Genomic DNA, 21111 nt, shown 5'->3' on the forward strand with positions numbered 1-21111 from the left:
TCTATGTCCATCTCGGCGCCCTTGGCTTGCGGCTTTATTTTTCAAAGGCAAGTTGAGGTGGGAGTGTGCCTTGGACATCCCCTGCCTGGTTCTGGCCCGCTTAGTTCTGCGCGACCTCCAGTCCCCGGCGCTTGCCCATCCACTCGTAGAAGCCGGGAAGGACCAGCAGCGTGAACAGGGTGGAGGTCACGAGGCCCCCCACCATCACGATGGCGAGCGGCCGCTCCAGCTCGCTGCCCCCGAAGCCCAGCAGCATGGGCAGCAGGCCGAGGATGGCCGCCCCGGCGGTCATGAGCTTGGGCCGCACGCGGCCCAGGCTGGCCTCCAGCACCGACTGGCGCAGGGAGAGCCCCGAAGCGTACAGATCCTTGGTCTGGGTGATGAGCACCAGGCTGTTCTGCACCGCCACGCCAAAGAGGCCGATCATGCCGACGATGGAGCTGACATTCCAGGTCTCTCCGGCCAGCCAGAGGCTGAAGAGCCCCCCGGCAAAGGCGTTGGGCAGGGTGGCCAGCACGACGGTCACCTCCCACCAGCGACCAAGGGCCACATACAGGAGGCCCACCACGATGCCCAGCGCCACGACGACGGCGATGAGCAGCCGGCGCTGGGTTTCCCGGGCCTCCTCGATGCGCCCGCCCAGCTTCACCACCGTGCCCTTGGGCAGCGGATGGGAAGCCAGCAGGGCGTCCACGCGCTTGGCCGCGCCGCCCAGGTCGCCCTCGGTGCGCAGGTTCAGGGCGAGGCGCCGCTGGCTGGATTCGCGGCGGATCATGCTCGGCGTGGTGGACTCCTCGAAGGTCACCACCTGGCCCAGTTCCAGCACCCGGCCATCCTCCAGGACCAGGGGCAGCCGCTGCAGCCGCTCGGGGGTGATGTCGCCCGAGATCTGGAACTTCACCACGCGGCCGATGCGCTGGGGGCCGTCGTAGCGGGGTGCGGCTTCCAGGCCCTGGAGGGCGGCCTGCAGGGTCTGGAGCAGCAGGGGGCGCGGCACGCCGAGGTGGCGCAGGTCGCGGTCATCGATCTTCACCTGCCACTTGGGCAGGGGGCCGCCGGTATCAGGGGCCACGGATTTCACCCCGGGCAGTTCCGCCAGTTTCTTGCGCAGGTTCGGCACCGCGGCCTCCAGGGCCGCCATGTCCGGGTTGAAGAGCTTCACCTGCAGGTCGGCGGGGGTGCCGCCGAGGCCTTCGGAGATCTTCATGTTCATGGGCGTGGTGAGTTCCACGGGATAAGGCATGTCCTCGGCCAGGGCGCCGAGGGCGGCCTCGACCTTCTTCGGATCCGCCCCGGGCTGGAGCAGCACCAGGATGTCGCTGGAGTAGTGCGGCATGGGGTCCTCGGTGACATCGCCCCGGCCCGTGCGCCGGTAGTAGTCCTTCACGCCGGGCACCTGGCGGATGCGCCGGCCCAGCATCTGGTTGCCCTGGTCCACGGCCTCCAGGCTGGTTTCCGCCGGGAAGTTCGGCGTGAGGATGAAGGCGCCTTCATCGAGGCTCGGCAGGAAGTTGCTGCCGAGGCCCAGGGCCAGCACGATGCTCGCGGCGGTCAAGGTGCCCGCCACGGCCAGCAGCTTGGCGCCGTGGCTCAGGGCCCAGGTCAGCGCCGGCCGGTAGACCTCTTTCAGCCGCGTGACGAAGCGCGGTTCCTCCAGCACGGTACCTGGCGGCAGAAAACGCTCCACCAGCGTGGGCACCAGCGTGAAGCTGAGGATGAGGCTGAGGGTCATGGCGGAGCCCACGGCCACGGCGAGCGGGGCGTAGAGCTTTCCGGCCACGCCGCCGATGGCCAGCAGCGGGATGAACACCGCGAGGATCACCAGCACGGCGATGAGGATGGGGATGCCCACCTCCGAGGCCGCCACCACCAGTGTGGCCCGGCGGCTGGCGGGATTGCCGGCATGAGCCTGGTGCAGCCGGTGGGTGAGGTTCTCGACCATGATGACCCCCGCATCCACCAGCAGGCCCACGGAGATGGCGAGCCCGCCGAGGGTGAGGGCGTTCAGGCCGAGGCCCATCCACATGAGGGGCAGGGCCGCACCGAGGGTTGCAAGGGGCAGGAGGATGATCACCACCAGGGCGCCCCGGAAGTTGCCCAGCAGCACCACGAGCACCAGGCCCACGAAACCGCCGCCCAGCATCAGCGCCAGGGTGACGCCGCTGAGGGCATGACGCACGAACTCGCCCTGGTCATAGAACATCTCCAGCTTCATCCCCTCGGGCAGGCCCTTGCGCAACTCCGGCAGGGCCTCGCGCACGGATTGCGCCGTGCTCAGGGCCTCCGCCGTGGGCTGCTTGACCACGCGCAGAGAGACGGCCTCGACGCCGCGGTAGGTGGAGAGCCCCCGGCGAAAGGCGGCGCCCACCTGGATATCGGCCACTTCACCCAGGTACACGGTGCCGCGCTGGGTCTGGATGGGCAGCCTCCGGAGTTCGTCGGGGCTGGGCGCGGCGCTGCCCAGGGTGACGAACCAGCCCTTGTCCTGCAGCTCGAGGATGCCGGCACCGCCATCCTGGTCGCTGCCCTCGAGGGCCTCCATGGCCTTGCTCAGCGGCACGCCTTGCAGCCGCATGCGGTCGGGCCGCAGCAGCACCTGGATCTGCTTCGCCTCGCCGCCCAGGGCTTCCACCCGGGCGACCCCCGGAACGGCCTGGAGTCGCGGGACGATCCCCTTCACGGCGTGGTCGCGCAGCGCCATGGGGCCCACGCCGGGGCCCGTGAGCACCAGCTCCTGGATCTCCTGCAGGCGGCCGGCGGCACTGGTCACCAGCGGGGGCAGGGTGCCGGGCGGGAATCCGCCCATGAGCGAGGAGATGCGCTCGCCCACCAGCTGGCGGGATCGCCAGGGATCCGTATCGCCCTCGAAGGCGATGACCACCTGCACCAGGCCCGCCTGCACGGTGCTGACCACCCGCCGCACGCCGGGCAGACCGCCCACGGCCTGTTCCACAGGCTGGGCCACGGTGAGCTCCAGCTCCGCCGCGGCGCGCCCAGGGCTCTGGATGAGCAGCTGGAGCGAGGGCAGGGAGAGGTCGGGGATGAGGTCGCGCTTGAGGTTGAAGAAGGTGAGGATGCCCGTGCAGGCCAGCAGCAGCGTGGCCCCGTAGACCAGGCCCTGCTTGGGCAGCAGCCAGGCGAACCAGCGGGTGAGCAGGGCGTGGGGATTCTTACTCATCACCGCCTCCGGACTTGGTGCGCATCAGCTTGGACTTGAGCAGATAGGCCCCCTCGGTGAAGACCTTGGCGCCGGTGGGCAGGGTTTCGAGCACGAGGGTCTCGCGGCCCGCATCGGGCCCGCGCTTCACCGGGCGGAACCGGGCCAGCTCACCTTCCTGGATGAATACGCCCCAGGCGCCCTCCACCTGCTGGAGGGCCGACGACGGGAGCAGCACGCCCTGGCCCAGCGGCACCTGGATCTCCAGGGGCGTTCCGGGCAGCGGCAGGGGAGCGCCGGAGAGGCGCAGGCGGTAGGTCAGGCGGTGGGTCATGTCGCCCATGCTGGAAGGCAGCCCCACCACTTCGCCCTGCCAGGTCCGCTGGTCATCGCGGATGACCGCGCGGCTGCCCAGTTTCCAGGTTCCGGGGGCCGGGGACGACAGCTCCACCACCGCCAGCGAGGCCGAAGCCGCCTGGAAGGTGCCGAGCTCTTCGTTGGCGGACACCCCCTGGCCCAGTTGGGCTTTCCAGGTCGATACCGTGCCGGCGCTGGGAGCGCGCAGGACGAAAGTGCCATCCGCGCGTTCGGGGGTGACGCCCCGGGCCTGGAGGGCGATGCGGGCGGATTCCGCCTCGGCGCTGGCGCCGGCGTGTTCGGCTTCGGCGTTGTCCAGGTCGCGCCGGGCGCCGGCCTGGGCGGCGGCGAGGCGCTGCTCCCGGGCCAGCTCCGCCTGGGCTCGGCGCAGCCGGGCCTGGGCGATGAGCCACTTCGATTTCAGCTCGGCCAGCTCGGGACTGCGCAGGGTCACTAGGGGCGCGCCCTTGGCCACGGGACGCCCCGGCGCAGCAGGAGCCGAGGCCACGATGCCGCTCACCGGGGCGGTGAGGATGGCCCGGGCGGACTCGTCTCCGGCGGCTTCAGCGGGAAACCATGCCTGCAGCACGGACGGGGCGGGGATCTCCACTGCGCGCAGTCCTTCCTGAATGCTTTTCAGGGGCACGGCATCGGCCTCCGGCGCCCGGGACTGGGGCGAGGCCCCCTCGGCGGGCAGCTTGGACTTGCAGGCCTGGAGGCCCAGGAGGGCGCCCGCGGTGAGCAGGACGGGCAAGAGGCGGGCGGTCGGGCGGATGGCGGTCATCGGGCATCTCCAAGGGTCAGCAGGTCGAGTTCGGCGGCGAGGGCATGGCCGTCCCGCAGGCGCTGCAGCGAGGCGCTGTCCGCCTCCAGCAGCTGGCGCCGCAGCAGCAGGGCATCCGAGGGGCGCTCCTTGCCCTCCTGGAGCCGCAGGTCCACGGCCCGGAGGGCGGCGTCGAAGCCCCGGGGCGGCAGGATCCCGCCGAAAGTACGAAGGCGGAGCAGCGCGGTCTGGAAGCGGGACTCCAGCTGGAAGGCGGCAGCTTCGGCCTCCCGGGCGAGGGCTCCGCGGCCGGCGGAGGCCTCTCGCTTCTGGGCGCTGAGTTCCCCGGGGCGGGGGAGACGGAAGGCCACACCCAATCGGGTGATGCGCTCCTCGCCCTCGGACGCGTGGCTGCCCCGCAGGCTCCAGCGGGAACCTTTGAGAGCCTGCTGCAGGTCGAAGGCGGAACGGTCCGCCGCGGTCCGGTCCGCTTGGGCGCGCCGCACCAGGCTGCGCTGGAAGGCTTCACCCAGGCCTTCGGGGTTGGGCAGGGTCGGGAGGCCCGGATCGGCCAGGGGCAGCGGCTCCGCCGGCAGGTCGGCGAGGGCCCTCAGGGCGCCCCAGGCCTCGCTGGCCCGGCGCTGAGCCTCTCCCAGCTCGGCGCGGAGGCGAAGCAGGTCGCCGCGCACCAGGTCGGCCTGGTAGGCGGGATCCGACCCCGAATCCACCCGCGCCTGGGCCACCTGCACCCAAGTCTCCGTGAGGTTCAGCTGCGAACTGCGCAGGCGCAGCTGAGCCTCGGCGAGCCAGGCGTCGAGGTAGGCCAGCCGCAGCCGGTGCCGGGCTTCGGCCCGGGCCAGGGCGGGGAGAGAGCCCTCGGCGCGGGCGAGGCCGTCCCGGGCATCGGCGCGCAGAGCCGGGGCCAGCAGCAGGGGGGCGTCCACCTGGGCCACCTTGTCGGTGCTGGTGGTGCCGGGGCCGCTGCGGCGGCCGGCTTCGGCCGTGAGGGTGGGGCCCTCCCGCAGCAGGCCCCCGGTGGCGGCCAGCTGCCGCTGCCGGGCCGCCAGCTCCGCCTCCAGGCGCAGCTGGAAGGGGTCGGAGCCTGCTCGGGCCAGCAGGGCTTCCCAAGTCAGGGGAGGAGTGGGTACGGGCCCCTGGGTCTGCGCGGTCAGCGTGCAGGCCAGGGCCCCCGAAAGCAGGGCACGGATCATGGGTTCCTCGTCAGGCGTCGCAGAAGGCCACCGGACCTGGGCCCGGTGGGGCGGGATCGCGCCGGGAAGGCCGACACCGCCAGAGGCGGTCGGCATCACGGACGATCAGCGGAGCGTCAGGCGAGCATCCGGGGCGGGGCCTTGAGGGGCTGCGGGTGGGCACCGCGGGCCGAGCTGATCCGGGCCAGGGCGTAGGTGCGGGAGGCATTGGGCTCGACCAGCCGGGGCCGGTCGGGCAGGGGTGGCACGGGGCAGCCGTGGTTGCAGAAGAAGTGGCAGCCAGCCACCCCGTCGCCACTCTGGGCCTGGGCCAGGACGAAGGGATCCAGCTCCAGGACCACGGCCGCGCCGTTGGCGGGGATCGCCACTTCCGCGGCGGCGGTATGCGCGGCCGAATGAAGCAGATACACCAGGGCCAGGGCCAGCATCAGTCCGGCCGAGGCGCGCTTGAGGATCCGGTTCAGGGTGAGGGTCATTAAATGTCCAGGGCACAAGTATGACGGAATTAGGCCAGAGATGGCAGTGGAACTTACTGGACACACAGGGGTTGATAAATTGTAACTTGCCCGCGAGGTCGTCAAAGGCGGGCCGGTGATACTTAGTGATACGATGGTGGCTCATTCCATCAGCATCTTGGGAGATCCCATGAACCCGCGTTCCCTGGCCCTCACCCTCCTGGCCCTCACCTTGGCCGGTTCTTCCCTCCGGGCCGAAGAAGGCATGTGGACCTTCGACAACCTGCCGAGCAAGAAGATTTCGGAGAAGTACGGCTGGGCCCCGGACCAGGCCTGGCTCGACCATGTGCGCCTCTCGTCGCTGCGCTTCCCCGGCGGTTCAGGCTCCTTTGTGAGCAAGGACGGCCTGGTGCTCACCAACCACCATGTGGGCCGCGGCTGGATCCAGCGCGTGAGCAGCAAGGAGGCCGACTATGTGAAGAACGGCTTCGCGGCCGCCTCCCGCGAGCAGGAAATCAAGGTGCCGGGCCTCGAGCTGATGACGCTCATGGCCATGGACAACATCACGGACCGCCTGGCCAAGACGGTGAAGGCGGGCACGCCTGAGAAGCAGGCCCTGAAGCTCCGCGAGACCGAGATCGAGAAGATCAAGAAGGAGATGCAGGAGAAGAGCGGCCTCACCTGCGAGCATGTGACGCTCTACCAGGGCGGCGAGCACTGGATCTACAGCTACAAGAAGCACACCGATGTCCGCCTGGTCTTCGCGCCCGAGCAGCAGATCGCCTTCTTCGGCGGCGACCCCGACAACTTCACCTTCCCCCGCCACAACCTCGACTTCTCCCTCTTCCGCGTCTACGAGAACGGCAAGCCCTATGCGCCCTCCCACTTCCTGAAGTGGACCGGGACGGGCCTCAAGGCGGGCGACCTCACCTTCGTGACGGGCCACCCGGGCCGCACGAACCGCCAGGACACCCTGGCCCAGATGCTCTACTCCCGCGACTTCGCCATCCCCATGCGCCTCAAGGCCATGGAGCGCCGCAAGGCCGCCATGGTGGAATACGCCAAGACCTCGCCTGAAGCCGCCCGGCAGGTCAACACCCAGATCTTCGGCATCGAGAACAGCATCAAGGCCACCACGGGCTACTGGTCCGGCCTGAAGGACAAGGAGGCCATGGCCCGCATCGAGGCCGCCGAGAAGGATCTGCGCGCCAAGGTGGCCAAGGATCCCAAGCTCACCGCCGCCGCGGGCCAGAGCTGGGCCAAGATCGAGCAGGCCACCCAGGTCGCCAAGGGACTGGCCAAGGAGACCCTGAATGTCGGCACGGCGAATTCCACCCTGCTGGCCCAGGCCCTGACCCTGGTGCGCATCGCCGACGAGGAGGCCCTGCCCAGCGAGAAGCGCCTGCCCGAGTACAGCGACGCCAACCTGAAGACCGCCAAGGCCCGCCTCGGCATTCCCGCGCCCTTCTACAAGGAGCAGGAGATCTTCATGTTCACCAAGGGGCTGGAGGATGCCGCCAGGGAACTGGGCGCGCAGCACCCCTATGTGAAGGCCATGCTGGGCGGCAAGGCCGCCGCCGAGGTGGCCAAGGCGGCGGTGGAGGGCTCCAAGCTCAGTGATCCCGAGGCCCGCAAGGCCCTGCTGGCCGGCGGCAAGAAGGCCATCGCCGAGAGCCAGGATCCGATGATCGCCCTGGCGAAGAAGCTGGATCCCATGACCCGGAGCCTGCGCAAGAAGGCGGAGGAGCAGGTGCAGAGCGTGATCACCGAGCACGGCACCCGTCTCGCCAAGGCCCGCTTCGCGGCCTACGGCAAGAACACCTACCCCGACGCGACCTTCACCCTGCGCCTCTCCTACGGCGCCGTGGCCGAGTACAAGGGCAACGGCACGCTGATCCAGCCCTTCACCACCTTCGGCGGCCTCTTCGACCGCTACGACGGGTGGGGCGGCAACGCGGCCAAGGCCCACGAAGGCGCCTGGACCCTGCCCCAGCGCTGGGTGGACAAGCGCGGCGAGCTGAATCCCTCGCTGCCCTTCAACTTCGCCCACAAGGTCGACATCATCGGCGGCAACTCCGGCTCCCCCGTGATCGACAAGAAGGGCGAGCTGGTGGGCCTCATCTTCGACGGCAACATCGAGAGCCTGCCCGGCAACTACTTCTACGACGAGGCCGTGAACCGCGGTGTCTCCGTGGATGCCCGCGCCATCGTCCATGCCCTGGACAAGGTCTACGGCGCCACGGGCCTCGTGGCCGAGCTCACCGGCAAGTAACCTGATGATCTGAAGGCCAGGGGGCCCCGCCCGGGGCCCCCTTTTTCGGAGTCTCCATGCGCCTCTCCGCCCTCGTCCTGCTCCTTGCCGCCCTGCCCGCCCTGCGCGCGGACGAGGGCATGTGGACCTTCGACAACATCCCGACCCAGAAGATCAAGGCGAAGTACGGCGTGGACCTCGACGCCGCCTGGCTGAAGAACCTGCAGCTGGCGACGGTGCGTTTCCCCGGCGGCACGGGCGCCTTCGTGAGCAAGGACGGCCTGGTGGTGACGAACCACCATGTGGGCCGGGGCGCCATCGCCCAGGTGTCAAACGCGAAGGCCGACCTGGTGAAGGACGGCTTCACCGCCGCCCGCCGGGCCGACGAGATCAAGGTACCGGGCCTCGAGCTGATGATGCTGGTCTCCATGAGGGATGTGACGATCCGCGTGAACGGTGCCGTGAAACCCGGCATGGCGGACAAGGATGCCCTCACGGCCCGGCGGAATGCCCTGGGCGAGATCCGCAGGACCGAGGAGGCCAAGACCGGCTTCACCTGCGAACCCGTCACGCTCTACCAGGGCGGCGAGTACTGGATCTACCGCTACAAGAAGTTCAGCGATGTGCGCCTCGTCGCCGCGCCCGAGCTGCAGGTGGCGGCCTTCGGCGGGGACCCGGACAACTACACCTACCCCCGCCACAACCTCGATTTCGCCCTCTTCCGCGTCTACGAGAACGGCCAGCCCTACCGGCCCGAGGCCATCCTGCCCTTCAGCGCGAAGGGCACCGCCATGGGCGAATTGACCTTCATCTCGGGCCACCCCGGCACCACCTTCCGCCAGCAGACCCATGCCCAGATGGTCTACGCGCGAGACACCGGCATCCCCTTCCAGCTCAAGACCCTGGAGCGCCAGAAGAAGGCCCTGCAGGCGTTCTCGGCCGCTTCGCCCGAGGCCCACCGCCTGGCCGCCGAAGCGATCTACGGCATCGAAAATGGCTACAAGCGCCTCAGCGGCCAGCTGCTGGGCCTCGCCAAGGCCGAGAACCTCCGCAAGGTGGAAGACGCCGAGGCCTCCCTGAAGGCGGCCGTGGCGAAGGACGCCGAGCTGCAGGCCCGCGCGGGCGGCAGCTGGGATCGCGTCGCCCAGGCCGTGGAGTGGCAGAAGGCCCTGCTCAAGGAAGTCACCTACATCGACGCCCGCCGGGTGGCCCTGCTGGGCCATGCGCTCACCCTGGTGCGGCTGGCCGATGAAGAGACCAAACCCTCGGCCCAGCGCCTCAACGAGTTCACCGAAGGCAACCTCAAGGCCACCAAGGCGCGGCTCCTGTCGCCGCGTCCCGTGCAGAAGCCCATCGACGCGACCCTGCTGGCTGCGGGCCTCCAGGAGGCCGCGCGGGAACTCGGCGCGGAGCATCCCTTCGTGAAGGCGATGCTGGGCGGCCAGACCCCGGAGGCCGTGGCCAAGGCCGCGGTGGAGGGCACGAAGCTGGAGGATCCCGCCGTGCGGAAGCAGCTCGCGGAAGGCGGCAAGGCCGCGCTCGACGCCAGCACCGACCCCATGATCCTGCTGGCGAAGCGGCTGGACCCCTTCAACCGCGCCGTCCGCAAGCAGATGGAGGACGAGGTCACCAGCGTCTTCACCGAGCACGGCGGCCGCATCGCCGAGGCCCGGTTCAAGGTCTTCGGGAAGACGCTTTACCCCGATGCCACCTTCACCCTGCGGCTGGGCTACGGGCCCGTGGCCACCTACGCGAACGGGACCGGCACCAAGGCCCAGCCCTTCACCACCTACATGGGCATGTACGACCGGCACCTGGGCTGGGGCGGCAACGCCGCGGCCGCGGAGGAGGGCGCCTGGACCCTTCCGCCGCGCTGGCTCAAGCGCCAGTCGAAGCTGGACCTCGCGACCCCCTTCAACTTCATCTACGCCTGCGACACCGTGGGCGGCAACAGCGGCAGTCCCGTGGTGAATGTGAAGGGCGAGTTCGTCGGCATCAACTTCGACAGCGTGTTCGAAGGGCAGGGCGGCTACTACATCTACGACGCCGACACCAAACGCGCCGTGGCCACGGACGCCCGAGCCATCCTCGAGGCCCTGCGCAAGATCATGGATGCCAAGCACCTGGTGAACGAGCTGACCGGGAAGTAGCGCCGTGGATCTCTATTTCTCCTGTTCGCTCACCGGCGGCCGCCAGGACCAGCCCGTCTACGCGGCGCTAGTGACGCACCTGCAGGCCCTGGGCCACCGCGTGCTGACGGAGCACCTCGCGTCGGAAGCGGTGGCCGCCGCGGATGGAGGCCTGGCTCCCGAGGCCGTCTTCGAGCGGGATACGGCCTGGTTGCGCGGGTGCGATGCGGTCATTGCGGAGGTGAGCACGCCCTCCCACGGCGTGGGCTTCGAGATCGCCTATGCCCTGGAGCGCGGAAAGCCCGTGCTCTGCCTGGCCCGCGAAGGCGTCCGCGTCAGCAAGATGCTCACGGGGATCCGCCATTCCGGCTTCAGTTTCCAACCCTACACGACGCTGGAGGAGGCCCTGGCCCAGGCGGGGGCCTTCCTGGCCGAGCCGAAGCCCTGAGGTTTGCGGGGAGCTACAGGCCGCGGATCAGCTCGCTCAGGCCGCTCCAGACGATCTGGACCCCGATGGCCAGCAGGACAAAGGCCGACAGCTGGGACAGGGTCGCCTCGCCGGTGGGCCCCAGCTTGCGGATGGCCTTGGTGCCGTAGCGGTAGAACAAAAAGACCGTGAGGGCCGCCAGCGCGATGCCGCAGCTGGTGGCGAGGAAGCTGGCCAGGGTCTTCGGATGCCACGAGGGGCCCCGCGGCACCAGGCTGAGGGTCACGGCGATGGCGCCCGGCCCGGCGGTGAGCGGCATCGTGAGCGGGAAGAAGGCCTTGTCGAGCAGGTAGGTCTTCAGCTGCTCCTTATCGGATTCGCTGAGCTTCGGATCCCGGTTGAGCATGCGCCAGGCGCTGTGGAAGAGCAGCAGCCCGCCCGCGATGGCGATGACGGGGATGGAGATCCCCAGGAGCTTGAGCGTCCAACCCCCGATGATGAGCAGCGAAGAGAGGAAGGCCCAGGTGTAGAAGCCGATGAGCGCCGCCAGGTGGTTGCGCTGGGCCTCCTTGACGCCGCCGGTCAGCTGCAGGAAGACCGGGGCCATGGCCGGCGGGTTCAGGATGGGGAAGAGCGCCAGGAAGGCGAACAGCATGGTGTTCAGGAAGACGGCCATGGCGGGGTCCCTTCGGGCGGATGCCTTTGCCGATCCTATCCAATACCGGGCCGATGGGGATCCCACGGTCCGGTATTGGGGCGATAATGGCGGATCGCATCCATCAGGAGGACGCCATGAGCGGCGCCGGAACCACCCGTCGGGACCTCTTCAAGCTCGGTGCGGCCGCCGCGGCCGGTCTGGTCGCCACGCGGCTCGGGGCGGTGGATGCCCTGGATACCCTGGACGCGGCGGAGCCCCTGGCCCTGAGGCCCTCCCCCAAAGCGCCCTTCAATGCCGCCACGGCCACCGCCATGCCGACCCGCAACCTGGGGCGCACGGGGCACCATGTCGGCCTCTTCAGCTTGGGCGGCCAGGCGGCCATCGAGAAGCCGAACAACGAACGGGTGGCCGTGCCCCTCATCGAGCGGGCCCTGGATCTGGGCGTGAACTACCTCGACACCTCGGCGCGCTACGGCGGCGACGCCCGCTGGAGTGAGCAGTACTTCGGGCAGGTGATGAAGCGGCGCCGCCGGGAGGCCTTCCTCGCCACCAAGACCCATGACCGCACGGCGGACGGTTCCCTGCGCATTCTGGAGACCTCGCTGAAGCTCCTGCAGACGGACCATGTGGACCTCTGGCAGCTGCACGCCATGAGCACCCTGGACGATGTGGAGCGCGTCTGCGCCAAGGGCGGCGCGCTGGAGGCCTTCCAGAAGGCCCGGGACCAGAAGCTGGTGCGCTTCCTGGGCTTCAGCGGCCACACGGATCCCGATGTGCTGGCGGAAGCCATCCGGCGCTTCCCCTTCGACTGCGTGCTCATGGCCTTCAACGCCGCCGACACCTGGCACCTGCCCTTCAAGAAGACGCTGCTGCCCCTGGCCGTGGAAAAGGAGATGGGCATCATCGGCATGAAGATCCCCGCCCGGGGCCGCATCCTCGAAGGCGTCCAGCCGCCGCCCCCCGCCCAGCAGCGGGGCACCGCCAAGCACGACCGGCCCGGCACCCTCACCATGAAGGAGGCCATGCGGTACACCCTCAGCCACCCCGTGAGCACGGTCATCATCGGTGTGGACAACATCGCCCAGCTCGAAGAGAACATCCGCATCGCGCGGGACTTTTTGCCCCTGAATGGGGCCCAGTTGGAAGCGCTGGAACAGAAGGTGAAGCCTGTTTATGGGCAGGCGTCGTGGTACAAGCGGGATGCGCCGGCGAATCCTGGGAAATGAGAAAAGAACCATCGATGAACGCCGATCCAAGCTGGTGAACACCGAGCCGGATGAAGGGTGAATCGGTTTGACCCATCTGACCGGCGACCTTCGGCGGGGAATTGCAGCCAACCAGCCGTGGGCATTCGTCAATGAGGTTCGCTTCATTTTAAGTGGGACTCCTGATGACCAACCCTTACCGAATTGACCCTGAGGCGATGAAGCAAAAGAGCACGCTGGCCCAAGAGAAGAAGCTGGTCACCCTTCAAGATGATTCAGATCATCCACCGCCTACGATAGGTACGGCTTCATGGATGAGCATTCTGGGGGGCCCGGCGTTGGGCCAACCAAGCAGCCGACACACGACCTTCCAGCACGACGACGCTCCGTTTCTCTTCTCCGGTCGGTTCTGGCTCGGGGTCGGGTTCGTCGGGTTCGTTCTCTACATCATCAAAGCCGCCCTGTTCCGATGATCCCTCACGGCACCCCGCTTCCTCGCCTTCCTTCAGCGCCTCATTGCAGGCGGGGCTAGTTGGCACCACCATTAGGCCGCACCTGGAGTCCGCCATGTTGAAGGTATTCACGGCACAACATCAGGCTGAGGCACACCTTGTGGAGGATCTCCTTCGGTCGAACGGCATCCAGGCGCATGTGGTGGGGGATGTGCTCCTGAATACGGTTCCCGGATCGCTGGTCATCCCGGGCACTTCTCCCGAGGTGTGGATCTTGAACTCAGCTCAGGCCGAGGCGGCCTTGGATCTGATTCGGGACTTCTCGTCCGGTGAGCCCCTCCCCGAAGAAGCAGGCCCTTCCTGGACCTGCCCGAAGTGCCACGAAATCCTGGAATCGCAGTTCTCGGAGTGCTGGAACTGTGGAACTTCAAGGCCAGACGGCCCGCCGGCAGTCTGACCTTCCCTTGGCTTGGGGGCCGCCCGCACGGCCTTCGTTTGTTCTCAACCGGCTCGAAGGATTCCGGGTCCAAAGTCTCAATCAAACGGGAGTGACGATGAGGCTGGTACTGGTGACGGCACTGGTGGTGGGCCTGGGGGCGTGCCGAACGGTCGAGACGACACCGCTCGCCTCGTTCCAGGCCTCCTGCTCGGCCGAGATCCAGCATGAGACGAGGGCCCTCGTTCTCAAGGCCCACCGCGCCTCCCATGCCGGCTGTCCGGCGCCATCCGAGTCGCTGCGTCTCATCGGCTACCGCACCATCCTGGCCAAAAATGATTCGGAAGACTATGTCGCGACCTCGGTCGTGCGCTGGGCGGTGGATGGCTGCGGAGAGCCCTTCATCTACGAAACCCGAATGCAGAGGATCCGCCGACATCTGGGTTCTTCCGAAAAGAACTACGGCATCTCGCTCCAACCCATCTACGAGCGGCCCGGAGCCAGCAGGGCTCAACCTGGTTTCGGCCGAGGCGCCTGATGGCTCCATCCCGGTCCGGGCGCCGGCTTCCCGACTCTCGAATTCACTCGTTCTTACCGGTGTTCATCGGTGTTCCCCTTTTCCGCTCCAGCGCGGAATAAACCTCCGGTCGCCGATCCCTGAGCGCCGGGAATCGCTCGCGCCACGCCCTCAGGGTCGAAAGGTCGATGTCCCCCACCACCAGTCCCTCGGTGGCATCGCCTTGGGCGACGACTTCGCCGTAGGCGTCGTGGATCGCGGAGGCGCCGGGATAGTCGAGGCCCAGGGCATCGCATCCCACGCGGTTGGCACCGCAGAGGGCCATCTGGTTCTCGAGGGCGCGGGCGGCCAGCAGGGTGGACCAGGCCGAGATGCGGCGCGCGGGCCAGTTGGCGGGGACGAACACCACTTCGGCACCTCGGGCCGCCAGGGCTCGGAAGGGCTCGGGGAAGCGCAGGTCGTAGCAGATCTGCAGGCCGCAGGGGATGCCGTCGATCTCGAACAGGGGGCAGTCCTCGCCGCCCGTGTAGTGCTGGTGCTCCTCACCGTAGGAGAAGGGATGGATCTTGCGGTAGGCCGCCACGAGAGATCCATCCGGCGCGGTGACGAAGGCGGCGTTGCGCGGGTGGGGCGCATGGGCTTCCACGGCCGAGCCCACCAGGTATAGGCCGAACTCGCGGGACAGCGCCGCCACGGCCTCTGTGGTGGGGCCGGGCAGGGCTTCGGCGTAAGGTTCGGGCGCCATGGTGAAGCCCAGGGTGAACAGCTCCGGGAACACCGCCACCCGCGTCCCCGCCCGGGCCGCCGCTTCCACGAAGCCCCGCGCCCGGCCCAGGTTCGCCGCCGGGTCCTGCCAGACCGTGTCCTGCTGGATGAGGGCGACGCGAAGCGTGGTCATGGGGAGATTCTAGAGGCTACTCAGCCCTTAAACCTGGCTGGATCGAGCGGTCCGGCGGTGGTCTTGCGCAGGAAGCAGTCGGCGGCGAGCTGGCCCACGGCCAGGCCGCTGGTCATGCCATGACCGCCCAGGCCTGCCGACCAGAACAGGCGGGGGTTCCAGGGATCCCAGCCCAGGACGAACCGGCGGTCCGGCGCGAAGGTGCGCAGGCCCGTCCAGTAGCGCGTGACGGGGCGCTCCGCCAGGTCCGGCGCCAGCTCCCGCAGGCTGGTGAAGAGGCCCTCGAGCACGGCGGGGTCCACTTCGGGCTGCCGCCCACGGGGCGGGAGGGGCACGGCAACCTCCTCGCAGGGGCACATGAGCAGGCCGCCGCTTTCAGGGCGCAGGTAGAAGGGGCGGTCCACCCACCAGGCCCAGGGATCCCGCTGGGGATGGGGCGCGCCACTCCACACCAGGGAGCGGCGCAGGGGCGTGAAGGCGATCTGAGAGCCCGCCTGGCGGCCCAGGTCCCCGGCCCAGGCCCCGGCCGCGATGGCGAGCGCCTTCGCGCGCAGGGGGCCCCGGTCCGTGTCCAGGTCGAAGCCGGCCTCCGCGGGAGGTTGGGTGAGGCGCAGGCCCAGCAGCGCGCAGCCGAACCGAAGGTCCGCGCCGCCGGCGCGGGCGCCCTCGGCGCAGGCGCGCACCAGGCCGGCGATGTCGATGACCCCGTCGCCGGGGATGGCCAGGTGCTCGGCGGCCTTCAGGCCGGGCAGGGGGATGCCCTCGCCGCGGTGGACTTCCACGCCGTGGCGGGCCGCCTCGGCCTCGAAGGCATCGAGCGGGCCGTGCTCCACGCTCACGAGCAGGCCGCCGCCCGCGGTCATCAGACCCGCCTCGGCCAGGCGCCGCCGCCCCTCCACCGCCAGGGCCGTGTGCTCGTCGCGGCCGGTTAGGGAGCGGGCCACGGCGGCATTGTGGCCGCTGGCGTAGGTGCCGGCCTGATCCTCGCGTTCCAGGAGGACGATGCCCTGCTGACCGGCGCGGGCGAGGTGGAAGGCGAGGCTGAGCCCCGCGATGCCGCCGCCGATGATCGCAACCTCTGCCGTTTCAACTGTGCCCATGCCTCCATCCTAGCGCCGCTGCCCGCCGGGGCCGAAGCGCCCGGCGTTCATTGGCCAGCGAATGGGGGCGGGACCTGCTGGGGCTTAGGGTGCGACGATCCAGCTGGCCGCGAGCCGGTAGGTGCCCGCATCGTTGAACAGGAGGCCGCGGACCATCACCTCATTGGTGTTGGCGATGGCATTGAGGTTTCGGAGCTGGGTTCCCGCCTGCTTGTAGACCTGGATGGCGGTGGCTCCGGTGAGGGAGGTGAAGGCAGAATCCGCGGGCAGCGTCAGCGTGAAGCTGGTCTGGGAACCGTTGGTGACATAGGCAGATACCACACCGTGCAGCCCCTGCTGTTCCAATCGCACCTGGCTGGCGGTGAGCGAGCCGGAGCCGCCCATCATGCCTCCGCCCATCATGCCGCTGCCGCTCACCACCTCCACCCGCTGTCCCTTGCTAAGGGTTGAAGGACCGAAGGTCGGCATGAATGGAAGGCCCGTGAGATCTACGCCATTCGCATCGATGATGTAGGGCGTGGAGGCTGGAATGGCCACGGTGAGGGTCCCGGCGATGGATGAGGCCATCATTCCACCGCCTTGGCCGGCGTTCGCCACCAGTGTGAGCTGGGTGGGCGGGTTGCCTGTGATGGCCGTGACCACGCCCCCGCCCATCATGCCGCTGACTCCCGCTCCCATGGATTCCACCCGTTGCGCCAGGTAGGTGCCATCCGACTGCAGCGCCGCATCCACAGCCACCAGCATGCCGGTGGTCATGGATCCCATGCCGGTGAATCCCGTGCCCATGAACTGGGTGCTGGCGTTCGTCATGAGCGTGGTCTGCTGCATCCCCATCATCGAACCGAGGGCGAACCGGGAGCCCGACAGGCTGGAGGCTGTGCCGACCTGGTGCTGCATGGTGCCCTGCCAGGGATTCATTCCCGTGCCAGCGGTCGCCCCCATGCTGGCGGTCATCATCGGGGTGAGGGAGACGGTTCCGGACGCATCAATGGATACCGACGACCCCATGTTCATGTCGAAGTTCAGTGCCATGGAGGAGGCGCCCACGGTCATGGCCGGGGTGAAGGGCACGGTGGCAGTGAAGGGGCCCGCCAGCGTCTTCTGTTTGTAGGTGTGCGAGACGGGGTCCATGTAGCCCATGGAGACCGCCGAGAAGGTGACCATCGCCTGGGTGTAGGTGCCCTGGGGTACCGCCACGGAGGAGATGGGCATGACCGTGGCCATGGCTTGCATCAGCTCCATGGGCGAAGCCGTCGGAACCATGTTCACGGTGCCTCCGCCCGAGTTCGTGAGCGTGATCGAGTTGACGGTCATGCCGAAGGCCATGATCCAATCCGAAGGGGCGTCGCCCAGGTTCACTTGAACGGTGGTCACATTCGCCGGCAGTGGGGCCATGGCCGTGGCAGAACTTGAGCTGCTCCCCCCGCAGCTGAGGAAGACCATCCCAGCTGCCAGCAGGACGGCGACGGCGGCCGTTCGGACCTCAGGTCGGGCTTCACGGGCATTGGACATGGGCGGCTCCAGGGTGGGTGAAAGAACGCTGATCAAGATTCTTGTTTCAACACATATCAATATGCGCTTTCAGGAAGGTAAAGCCAGGTGATTGCGCCTTGAAGCACGCGCCTTTTCAAGGCCCGGGGGAAGTATCTATGCCACCGGACGACGCCCAATCTGTGTAGACCCAACAGGTGGAGGTCCCATGGGGCGGATGGGAGGCTCGATTCCCTGGGCGGCAAATCAAACCCTGTGACCTTGGTCAAGGATTCCGTGTTGCCACATGGGTGGAAGGCCTATGATGGGAAGCATCCGGAGGTTCCTCCGTGCGGCTGATCCTGCGCGCCATCCTGACCGTCGTGCTGCTCCTGGGCAGCGGGGCCGGGATCTGGACGCCGGTGCAGGCGCACGAGTCGCATGAGTCCTGCTGCTGCGGCGCCCCGACAGGTATCGGGGCAGGTATCGGAACCGGCATGGAGGACAGCTGTCCCTGCCCGAAGCCCGAAGGCAACCGCGGGCCCGCCCCGTCCACTTGCACGGAGCGCGCCGCTGCCGTCGCCGCCCCGACCGCCCGTCGAACTCAGGTCGAGCGCCGCACCGAGCCCCGCCCCGAACCGGCCACCTGGGCCCAGGCGGTTCCTTCCCCTGAACGCACCGAATCCTTCCCCGCGGCGGAGGGCCGTGATCCCGATCTGGGTCGGCACCTCGCAAGACTGAGCGCACTCCGGATCTGATCGGGGATTGAGCGTAGCTTTGCCTGCCCACGAGCAGGCTGCCGTCTCTTTCCCTTTTCGGAGTTCCCCATGCGCACGCTGCTGCGTCTGGCCCCGGCCCTGGTGCTTGCCGCATCGGGCCTGGCCCAGACCCCTCTTCCCGAACCCCCCTCCACGCCACCGGCCGGGGCCGATCCCGTCCTGGCGGCGCTGTTGGCCGAAGCCCTCGGGAAACATCCCGATCTCGAAAAAGCCGAAGCCGCCGTGCGCATGGATCGCGAGCGCATCCCTCAGGCGGGGGTGCTGCCGGATCCCTCGCTGTCGCTGGGCCTCCAGAACGACGGCTTCAAGGAACTCATGATCGGCAAGATGGAGACGAGCTACTACAGCGTCGCCTTCACGCAGCCCTTTCCCTGGCCGGGCAAGCGGGGCCTCCGCAAGGAAGCGGCCGCCTTGGGTGTGGATGTGTCCGAAGCCGCCCGCGCCCGCGTCCAGATGAGCCTGGAGGCCGATGTGCGGCGGGGCTACGCGGCCCTGCTCCTGGTCCGCGGGCAGCAGCAGCTGCTGGCGCAGCAGGCCGTCTTCCTGGAGCAGTCCGAGCGCCTGGCCCGCACGCGGTACGAGGTGGGGCAGGGCAATCAGGGCGATCTGCTGCGGGCCCAGCTGGAGCTCACGCGGCTGAAGCAGGCGGCCTGGTCGCTGGAGGCCGAGGAACGGTCGGTGCTCGCCGGCCTGAACCGCCTGCGCCAGCACGACCCGGCCGACCCCATCCCCACGACCGCGGCCCTGGCGGATCTGCCCGAACCCGCGTCCTTGGCCCCGGAGGAGGTCGAAGCCGTGAGCCCCGAGCTGGCCGGCGCCCGCGCCAGTGTGCGGCAGACCGAGAAGCTGGTGGACCTGGCGAAGCTGGACCGCCGCCCGGACTTCGCCGTGACGGCCGGCATCATGCCCCGCGGCAGCCTGGAGCCCATGTGGCAGGTGGGCGTGAGCATCTCGCTGCCCATCTACGGCCGCCACAAGCAGCAGCGAGCCGTCGCTGAGCACGAGCACCACCGCCGGGGCCAGGGCGCCGAGGTCGAGTCCGTCCGTACCCTGCTCCGCCAGCGCACGGAGGAACGAAGCATCCAGATCCAGACCCTGCGCCGTACCCGGGATCTCTACCAGGCGGGCCTGCTGGTGCAGAGCGAGGCGACCTTCAAGGCCGTGCTGTCCCAGTACGAGGCCGGCCGCGCCTCCTTCCTCGGCGCCCTTGAGGCCCTGAACGGCTGGGTGGGCGACCAGGGCGCTTACCTGCAGACCCTGGCCCAGCTGCAGGCCCAGCACATCGCCCTGCGCGAAGCGGCCCTCGGCGCCACGGTTCCCATCAATGGCGGATCGCTGGCTTCCGCCAGCCTCTCGGCCGGCGCCGCGGCCGCGCCCTCGGCTTCTCTATCCACCGCCAAGGCCCCGGGCAAGGCCCAGGACAGCGGTCCCGCCTCCATGAAGATGTAGGAGATTCCCCATGAGCCTTGACCAACCCACCTTCGATCCCCCCCGTTTGACCCCCACCCAGGCCCCCAGCCGCGTTCCGCGCCTCCGCACCCTCGGCCTGGTGGCCCTGGGCCTGATCGCCGGCGTCGGCGGCACCCTGCTCCTGCGCCCGGCGCCGAAGCACGACCACGAAGCCGCCAGTGCGGCCGCCCCCAAGAAGCAGATGTTCCAGTGCCCCATGCACCCGCAGATCATCCAGGACCACGCGGGCACCTGCCCCATCTGCGGCATGGACCTCGTGCCCATGGATGGCCAGGGGACGGCCGTCGCCGGCCTCGAGGATCATGCGGCCGTCACCATCGACCACGAACGCCAGCAGCTCATTGGCCTTCGCACTGAGACAGTGGCCGAGGGGATGGTGAGTGGGGAGCTTCGCGCCCTGGGCCGGGTGGCCGTCGACGAGACGCGTGTCCGCAAGGTCAATGTGAAAGTGGAGGGCTTCGTCGAGAAGCTCTTCGTGGACTTCGTTGGCAAGCCCGTGGCGAAGGGCCAGCCCCTGTTCAGCTTCTACAGCCCCGAGTTCGTCAGCGCCCAGCGGGAGTTCCTCCTGGCCCTCAAGACCCAGAAGGCCCTGTCGGGCGGGTCGCTGCAGGCCAGCGGCAGCGACCTGCTGGACTCCGCCCGGCGCCGCCTCACGCTCTGGGATGTGCCGCCCTCGGCCATCGACCACCTGGAGAAGACCGGCGAGGTTCTGAAGTCGCTCACGCTGCGCAGCCCCATCTCGGGCGTGGTGACGGTGAAGAATGTGGTGGAGGGCGCCCGGCTCACCCCGGCGGACATCCCCTTCGAGATCACGGATCTCAGCCGCGTCTGGGTGCTGGTGGACATCTACGAGGCCGAACTGGGCCGCGCCAAGGTGGGCATGCCCGCCGAGCTGACGGTCCAGGCCTCGCCCGGGAAGGTCATCAAGGGGCGCATCGCCTTTGTGGATCCGGTCATGGATCCCAAGACCCGCACCGCCAAAGCCCGCGTGGAGTTCCCGAATCCCGCCGGCGAGCTGAAGCCCGAGATGTTCGGAGAAGTCGTGCTGAAGGGGCAGGGGCACAAGGGCCTGATCGTCCCCCTGGATGCGGTGCTGGATGCCGGCACCATGAAGGTGGCCTTCGTGGCCCTGGGGGACGGCAAGTTCGAGCCCCGGGAGGTCACCACGGGCACCACCGTCGGCGAGAAGGTGGAGATCCGCTCGGGCCTCGAAGCCGGCGAGGAAGTCGTCGTCCGTGCCAACTTCCTGGTGGATTCCGAATCCCGCCTGAAGGCCGCCCTGGCCCACCTGAGCCAGAAGGGCGCCGGCCCCGAGGGCCCCAAGGCGGCCCCTTCCCAGCCGGCGCCGTCCGGCCACCAGCATTGAGGGGGGCGAG

At 68.8% G+C, this 21111-nt stretch carries 18 protein-coding genes; 10 read left to right on the forward strand and 8 right to left on the reverse strand.

The window, feature by feature from the left end:
- Positions 1-100: 100 nt before the first annotated feature.
- From QZ647_RS03585 to QZ647_RS03600, 4 genes are all read right to left on the reverse strand, one after another.
- Entirely contained in the window at positions 101-3178 is a 3078-nt protein-coding gene (locus QZ647_RS03585; protein ID WP_291270858.1) for an efflux RND transporter permease subunit, read from the reverse strand.
- Positions 3171-4298, reverse strand: a complete 1128-nt coding sequence (locus QZ647_RS03590) for an HlyD family efflux transporter periplasmic adaptor subunit (protein WP_291270859.1) — start codon at positions 4296-4298, stop codon at positions 3171-3173. The genes QZ647_RS03585 and QZ647_RS03590 overlap by 8 nt, the downstream gene beginning before the upstream one ends.
- Positions 4295-5488, reverse strand: coding sequence for a hypothetical protein (locus QZ647_RS03595; protein ID WP_291270860.1), 1194 nt, complete (start codon positions 5486-5488; stop codon positions 4295-4297). Before QZ647_RS03595 ends, QZ647_RS03590 begins: the two co-directional genes overlap by 4 nt.
- Before the next feature lie 116 nt (positions 5489-5604).
- Positions 5605-5964 carry a hypothetical protein gene (locus QZ647_RS03600; RefSeq protein WP_291270861.1) on the reverse strand — a complete coding sequence of 120 codons (360 nt, stop codon included), beginning with the start codon at positions 5962-5964 and terminating at the stop codon, positions 5605-5607.
- Positions 5965-6133: 169 nt separating this feature from the next.
- Here QZ647_RS03600 and QZ647_RS03605 point away from each other — a divergent pair, with 169 nt between their 5' ends.
- The 3 genes from QZ647_RS03605 to QZ647_RS03615 are packed head-to-tail and all read left to right on the forward strand — an operon-like array spanning position 6134 to position 10771.
- A complete protein-coding gene (locus QZ647_RS03605) occupies positions 6134-8215 on the forward strand; it encodes a S46 family peptidase (protein WP_291270862.1) in 2082 nt (693 codons plus the stop codon).
- Positions 8216-8271: 56 nt separating this feature from the next.
- Entirely contained in the window at positions 8272-10344 is a 2073-nt protein-coding gene (locus tag QZ647_RS03610) for a S46 family peptidase (protein WP_291270863.1), read from the forward strand.
- A gap of 4 nt (positions 10345-10348) precedes the next feature.
- On the forward strand, positions 10349-10771 hold the full coding sequence (locus tag QZ647_RS03615) for a nucleoside 2-deoxyribosyltransferase (protein WP_291270864.1): 423 nt from the start codon (positions 10349-10351) through the stop codon (positions 10769-10771).
- A 13-nt stretch (positions 10772-10784) separates the two neighbouring features.
- Here the strand turns inward: QZ647_RS03615 and QZ647_RS03620 are convergent, their stop codons facing one another.
- The gene (locus QZ647_RS03620; protein ID WP_286353697.1) at positions 10785-11426 is read right to left on the reverse strand and encodes a MarC family protein; all 642 of its coding nucleotides are present in this window, start codon (positions 11424-11426) and stop codon (positions 10785-10787) included.
- An 86-nt stretch (positions 11427-11512) separates the two neighbouring features.
- On the opposite strand from QZ647_RS03620, the gene QZ647_RS03625 reads away from it, so the two are divergent.
- From QZ647_RS03625 to QZ647_RS03640, 4 genes are all read left to right on the forward strand, one after another.
- Positions 11513-12634, forward strand: a complete 1122-nt coding sequence (locus tag QZ647_RS03625) for an aldo/keto reductase (protein WP_291270865.1) — start codon at positions 11513-11515, stop codon at positions 12632-12634.
- A gap of 164 nt (positions 12635-12798) precedes the next feature.
- A complete protein-coding gene (locus QZ647_RS03630; protein ID WP_291270866.1) occupies positions 12799-13086 on the forward strand; it encodes a hypothetical protein in 288 nt (95 codons plus the stop codon).
- Between the two features lie 94 nt (positions 13087-13180).
- Positions 13181-13522, forward strand: coding sequence for a DUF2007 domain-containing protein (locus QZ647_RS03635; protein WP_291270867.1), 342 nt, complete (start codon positions 13181-13183; stop codon positions 13520-13522).
- Between the two features lie 97 nt (positions 13523-13619).
- The gene (locus QZ647_RS03640; RefSeq protein WP_291270868.1) at positions 13620-14039 is read left to right on the forward strand and encodes a hypothetical protein; all 420 of its coding nucleotides are present in this window, start codon (positions 13620-13622) and stop codon (positions 14037-14039) included.
- 43 nt (positions 14040-14082) lie between these two features.
- Here the strand turns inward: QZ647_RS03640 and QZ647_RS03645 are convergent, their stop codons facing one another.
- From QZ647_RS03645 to QZ647_RS03655, 3 genes are all read right to left on the reverse strand, one after another.
- A complete protein-coding gene (locus QZ647_RS03645; protein WP_291270869.1) occupies positions 14083-14916 on the reverse strand; it encodes a carbon-nitrogen family hydrolase in 834 nt (277 codons plus the stop codon).
- A gap of 20 nt (positions 14917-14936) precedes the next feature.
- The gene (locus QZ647_RS03650) at positions 14937-16016 is read right to left on the reverse strand and encodes an FAD-dependent oxidoreductase (protein WP_291270870.1); all 1080 of its coding nucleotides are present in this window, start codon (positions 16014-16016) and stop codon (positions 14937-14939) included.
- 84 nt (positions 16017-16100) lie between these two features.
- Entirely contained in the window at positions 16101-17528 is a 1428-nt protein-coding gene (locus QZ647_RS03655) for a DUF5666 domain-containing protein (protein WP_291270871.1), read from the reverse strand.
- A gap of 308 nt (positions 17529-17836) precedes the next feature.
- Between QZ647_RS03655 and QZ647_RS03660 the strand changes: the two genes are divergently transcribed.
- From QZ647_RS03660 to QZ647_RS03670, 3 genes are all read left to right on the forward strand, one after another.
- Entirely contained in the window at positions 17837-18244 is a 408-nt protein-coding gene (locus tag QZ647_RS03660) for a hypothetical protein (RefSeq protein WP_291270872.1), read from the forward strand.
- A 69-nt stretch (positions 18245-18313) separates the two neighbouring features.
- The gene (locus QZ647_RS03665; protein WP_291270873.1) at positions 18314-19714 is read left to right on the forward strand and encodes a TolC family protein; all 1401 of its coding nucleotides are present in this window, start codon (positions 18314-18316) and stop codon (positions 19712-19714) included.
- Positions 19715-19724: 10 nt separating this feature from the next.
- Entirely contained in the window at positions 19725-21101 is a 1377-nt protein-coding gene (locus QZ647_RS03670) for an efflux RND transporter periplasmic adaptor subunit (protein WP_291270874.1), read from the forward strand.
- Positions 21102-21111 lie beyond the last annotated feature (10 nt).

Origin of the sequence: Geothrix sp., assembly GCF_020622065.1 — a bacterium.
In the GTDB taxonomy this organism is placed as follows: Bacteria; Acidobacteriota; Holophagae; order Holophagales; family Holophagaceae; genus Geothrix.

What these genes read in the sequence shown, in the direction of transcription:
- QZ647_RS03620 (WP_286353697.1), bottom strand. Translation starts at nt 11,426, where the DNA reads ATGGCCGTCTTCCTGAACACCATGCTGTTCGCCTTCCTGGCGCTCTTC.
- QZ647_RS03605 (WP_291270862.1), top strand. Translation starts at nt 6,134, where the DNA reads ATGAACCCGCGTTCCCTGGCCCTCACCCTCCTGGCCCTCACCTTGGCC.
- QZ647_RS03625 (WP_291270865.1), top strand. Translation starts at nt 11,513, where the DNA reads ATGGCGGATCGCATCCATCAGGAGGACGCCATGAGCGGCGCCGGAACC.
- QZ647_RS03655 (WP_291270871.1), bottom strand. Translation starts at nt 17,528, where the DNA reads ATGTCCAATGCCCGTGAAGCCCGACCTGAGGTCCGAACGGCCGCCGTC.
- QZ647_RS03665 (WP_291270873.1), top strand. Translation starts at nt 18,314, where the DNA reads ATGCGCACGCTGCTGCGTCTGGCCCCGGCCCTGGTGCTTGCCGCATCG.
- QZ647_RS03635 (WP_291270867.1), top strand. Translation starts at nt 13,181, where the DNA reads ATGTTGAAGGTATTCACGGCACAACATCAGGCTGAGGCACACCTTGTG.
- QZ647_RS03640 (WP_291270868.1), top strand. Translation starts at nt 13,620, where the DNA reads ATGAGGCTGGTACTGGTGACGGCACTGGTGGTGGGCCTGGGGGCGTGC.
- QZ647_RS03650 (WP_291270870.1), bottom strand. Translation starts at nt 16,016, where the DNA reads ATGGGCACAGTTGAAACGGCAGAGGTTGCGATCATCGGCGGCGGCATC.
- QZ647_RS03585 (WP_291270858.1), bottom strand. Translation starts at nt 3,178, where the DNA reads ATGAGTAAGAATCCCCACGCCCTGCTCACCCGCTGGTTCGCCTGGCTG.
- QZ647_RS03645 (WP_291270869.1), bottom strand. Translation starts at nt 14,916, where the DNA reads ATGACCACGCTTCGCGTCGCCCTCATCCAGCAGGACACGGTCTGGCAG.
- QZ647_RS03600 (WP_291270861.1), bottom strand. Translation starts at nt 5,964, where the DNA reads ATGACCCTCACCCTGAACCGGATCCTCAAGCGCGCCTCGGCCGGACTG.
- QZ647_RS03590 (WP_291270859.1), bottom strand. Translation starts at nt 4,298, where the DNA reads ATGACCGCCATCCGCCCGACCGCCCGCCTCTTGCCCGTCCTGCTCACC.
- QZ647_RS03595 (WP_291270860.1), bottom strand. Translation starts at nt 5,488, where the DNA reads ATGATCCGTGCCCTGCTTTCGGGGGCCCTGGCCTGCACGCTGACCGCG.
- QZ647_RS03610 (WP_291270863.1), top strand. Translation starts at nt 8,272, where the DNA reads ATGCGCCTCTCCGCCCTCGTCCTGCTCCTTGCCGCCCTGCCCGCCCTG.
- QZ647_RS03670 (WP_291270874.1), top strand. Translation starts at nt 19,725, where the DNA reads ATGAGCCTTGACCAACCCACCTTCGATCCCCCCCGTTTGACCCCCACC.
- QZ647_RS03630 (WP_291270866.1), top strand. Translation starts at nt 12,799, where the DNA reads ATGACCAACCCTTACCGAATTGACCCTGAGGCGATGAAGCAAAAGAGC.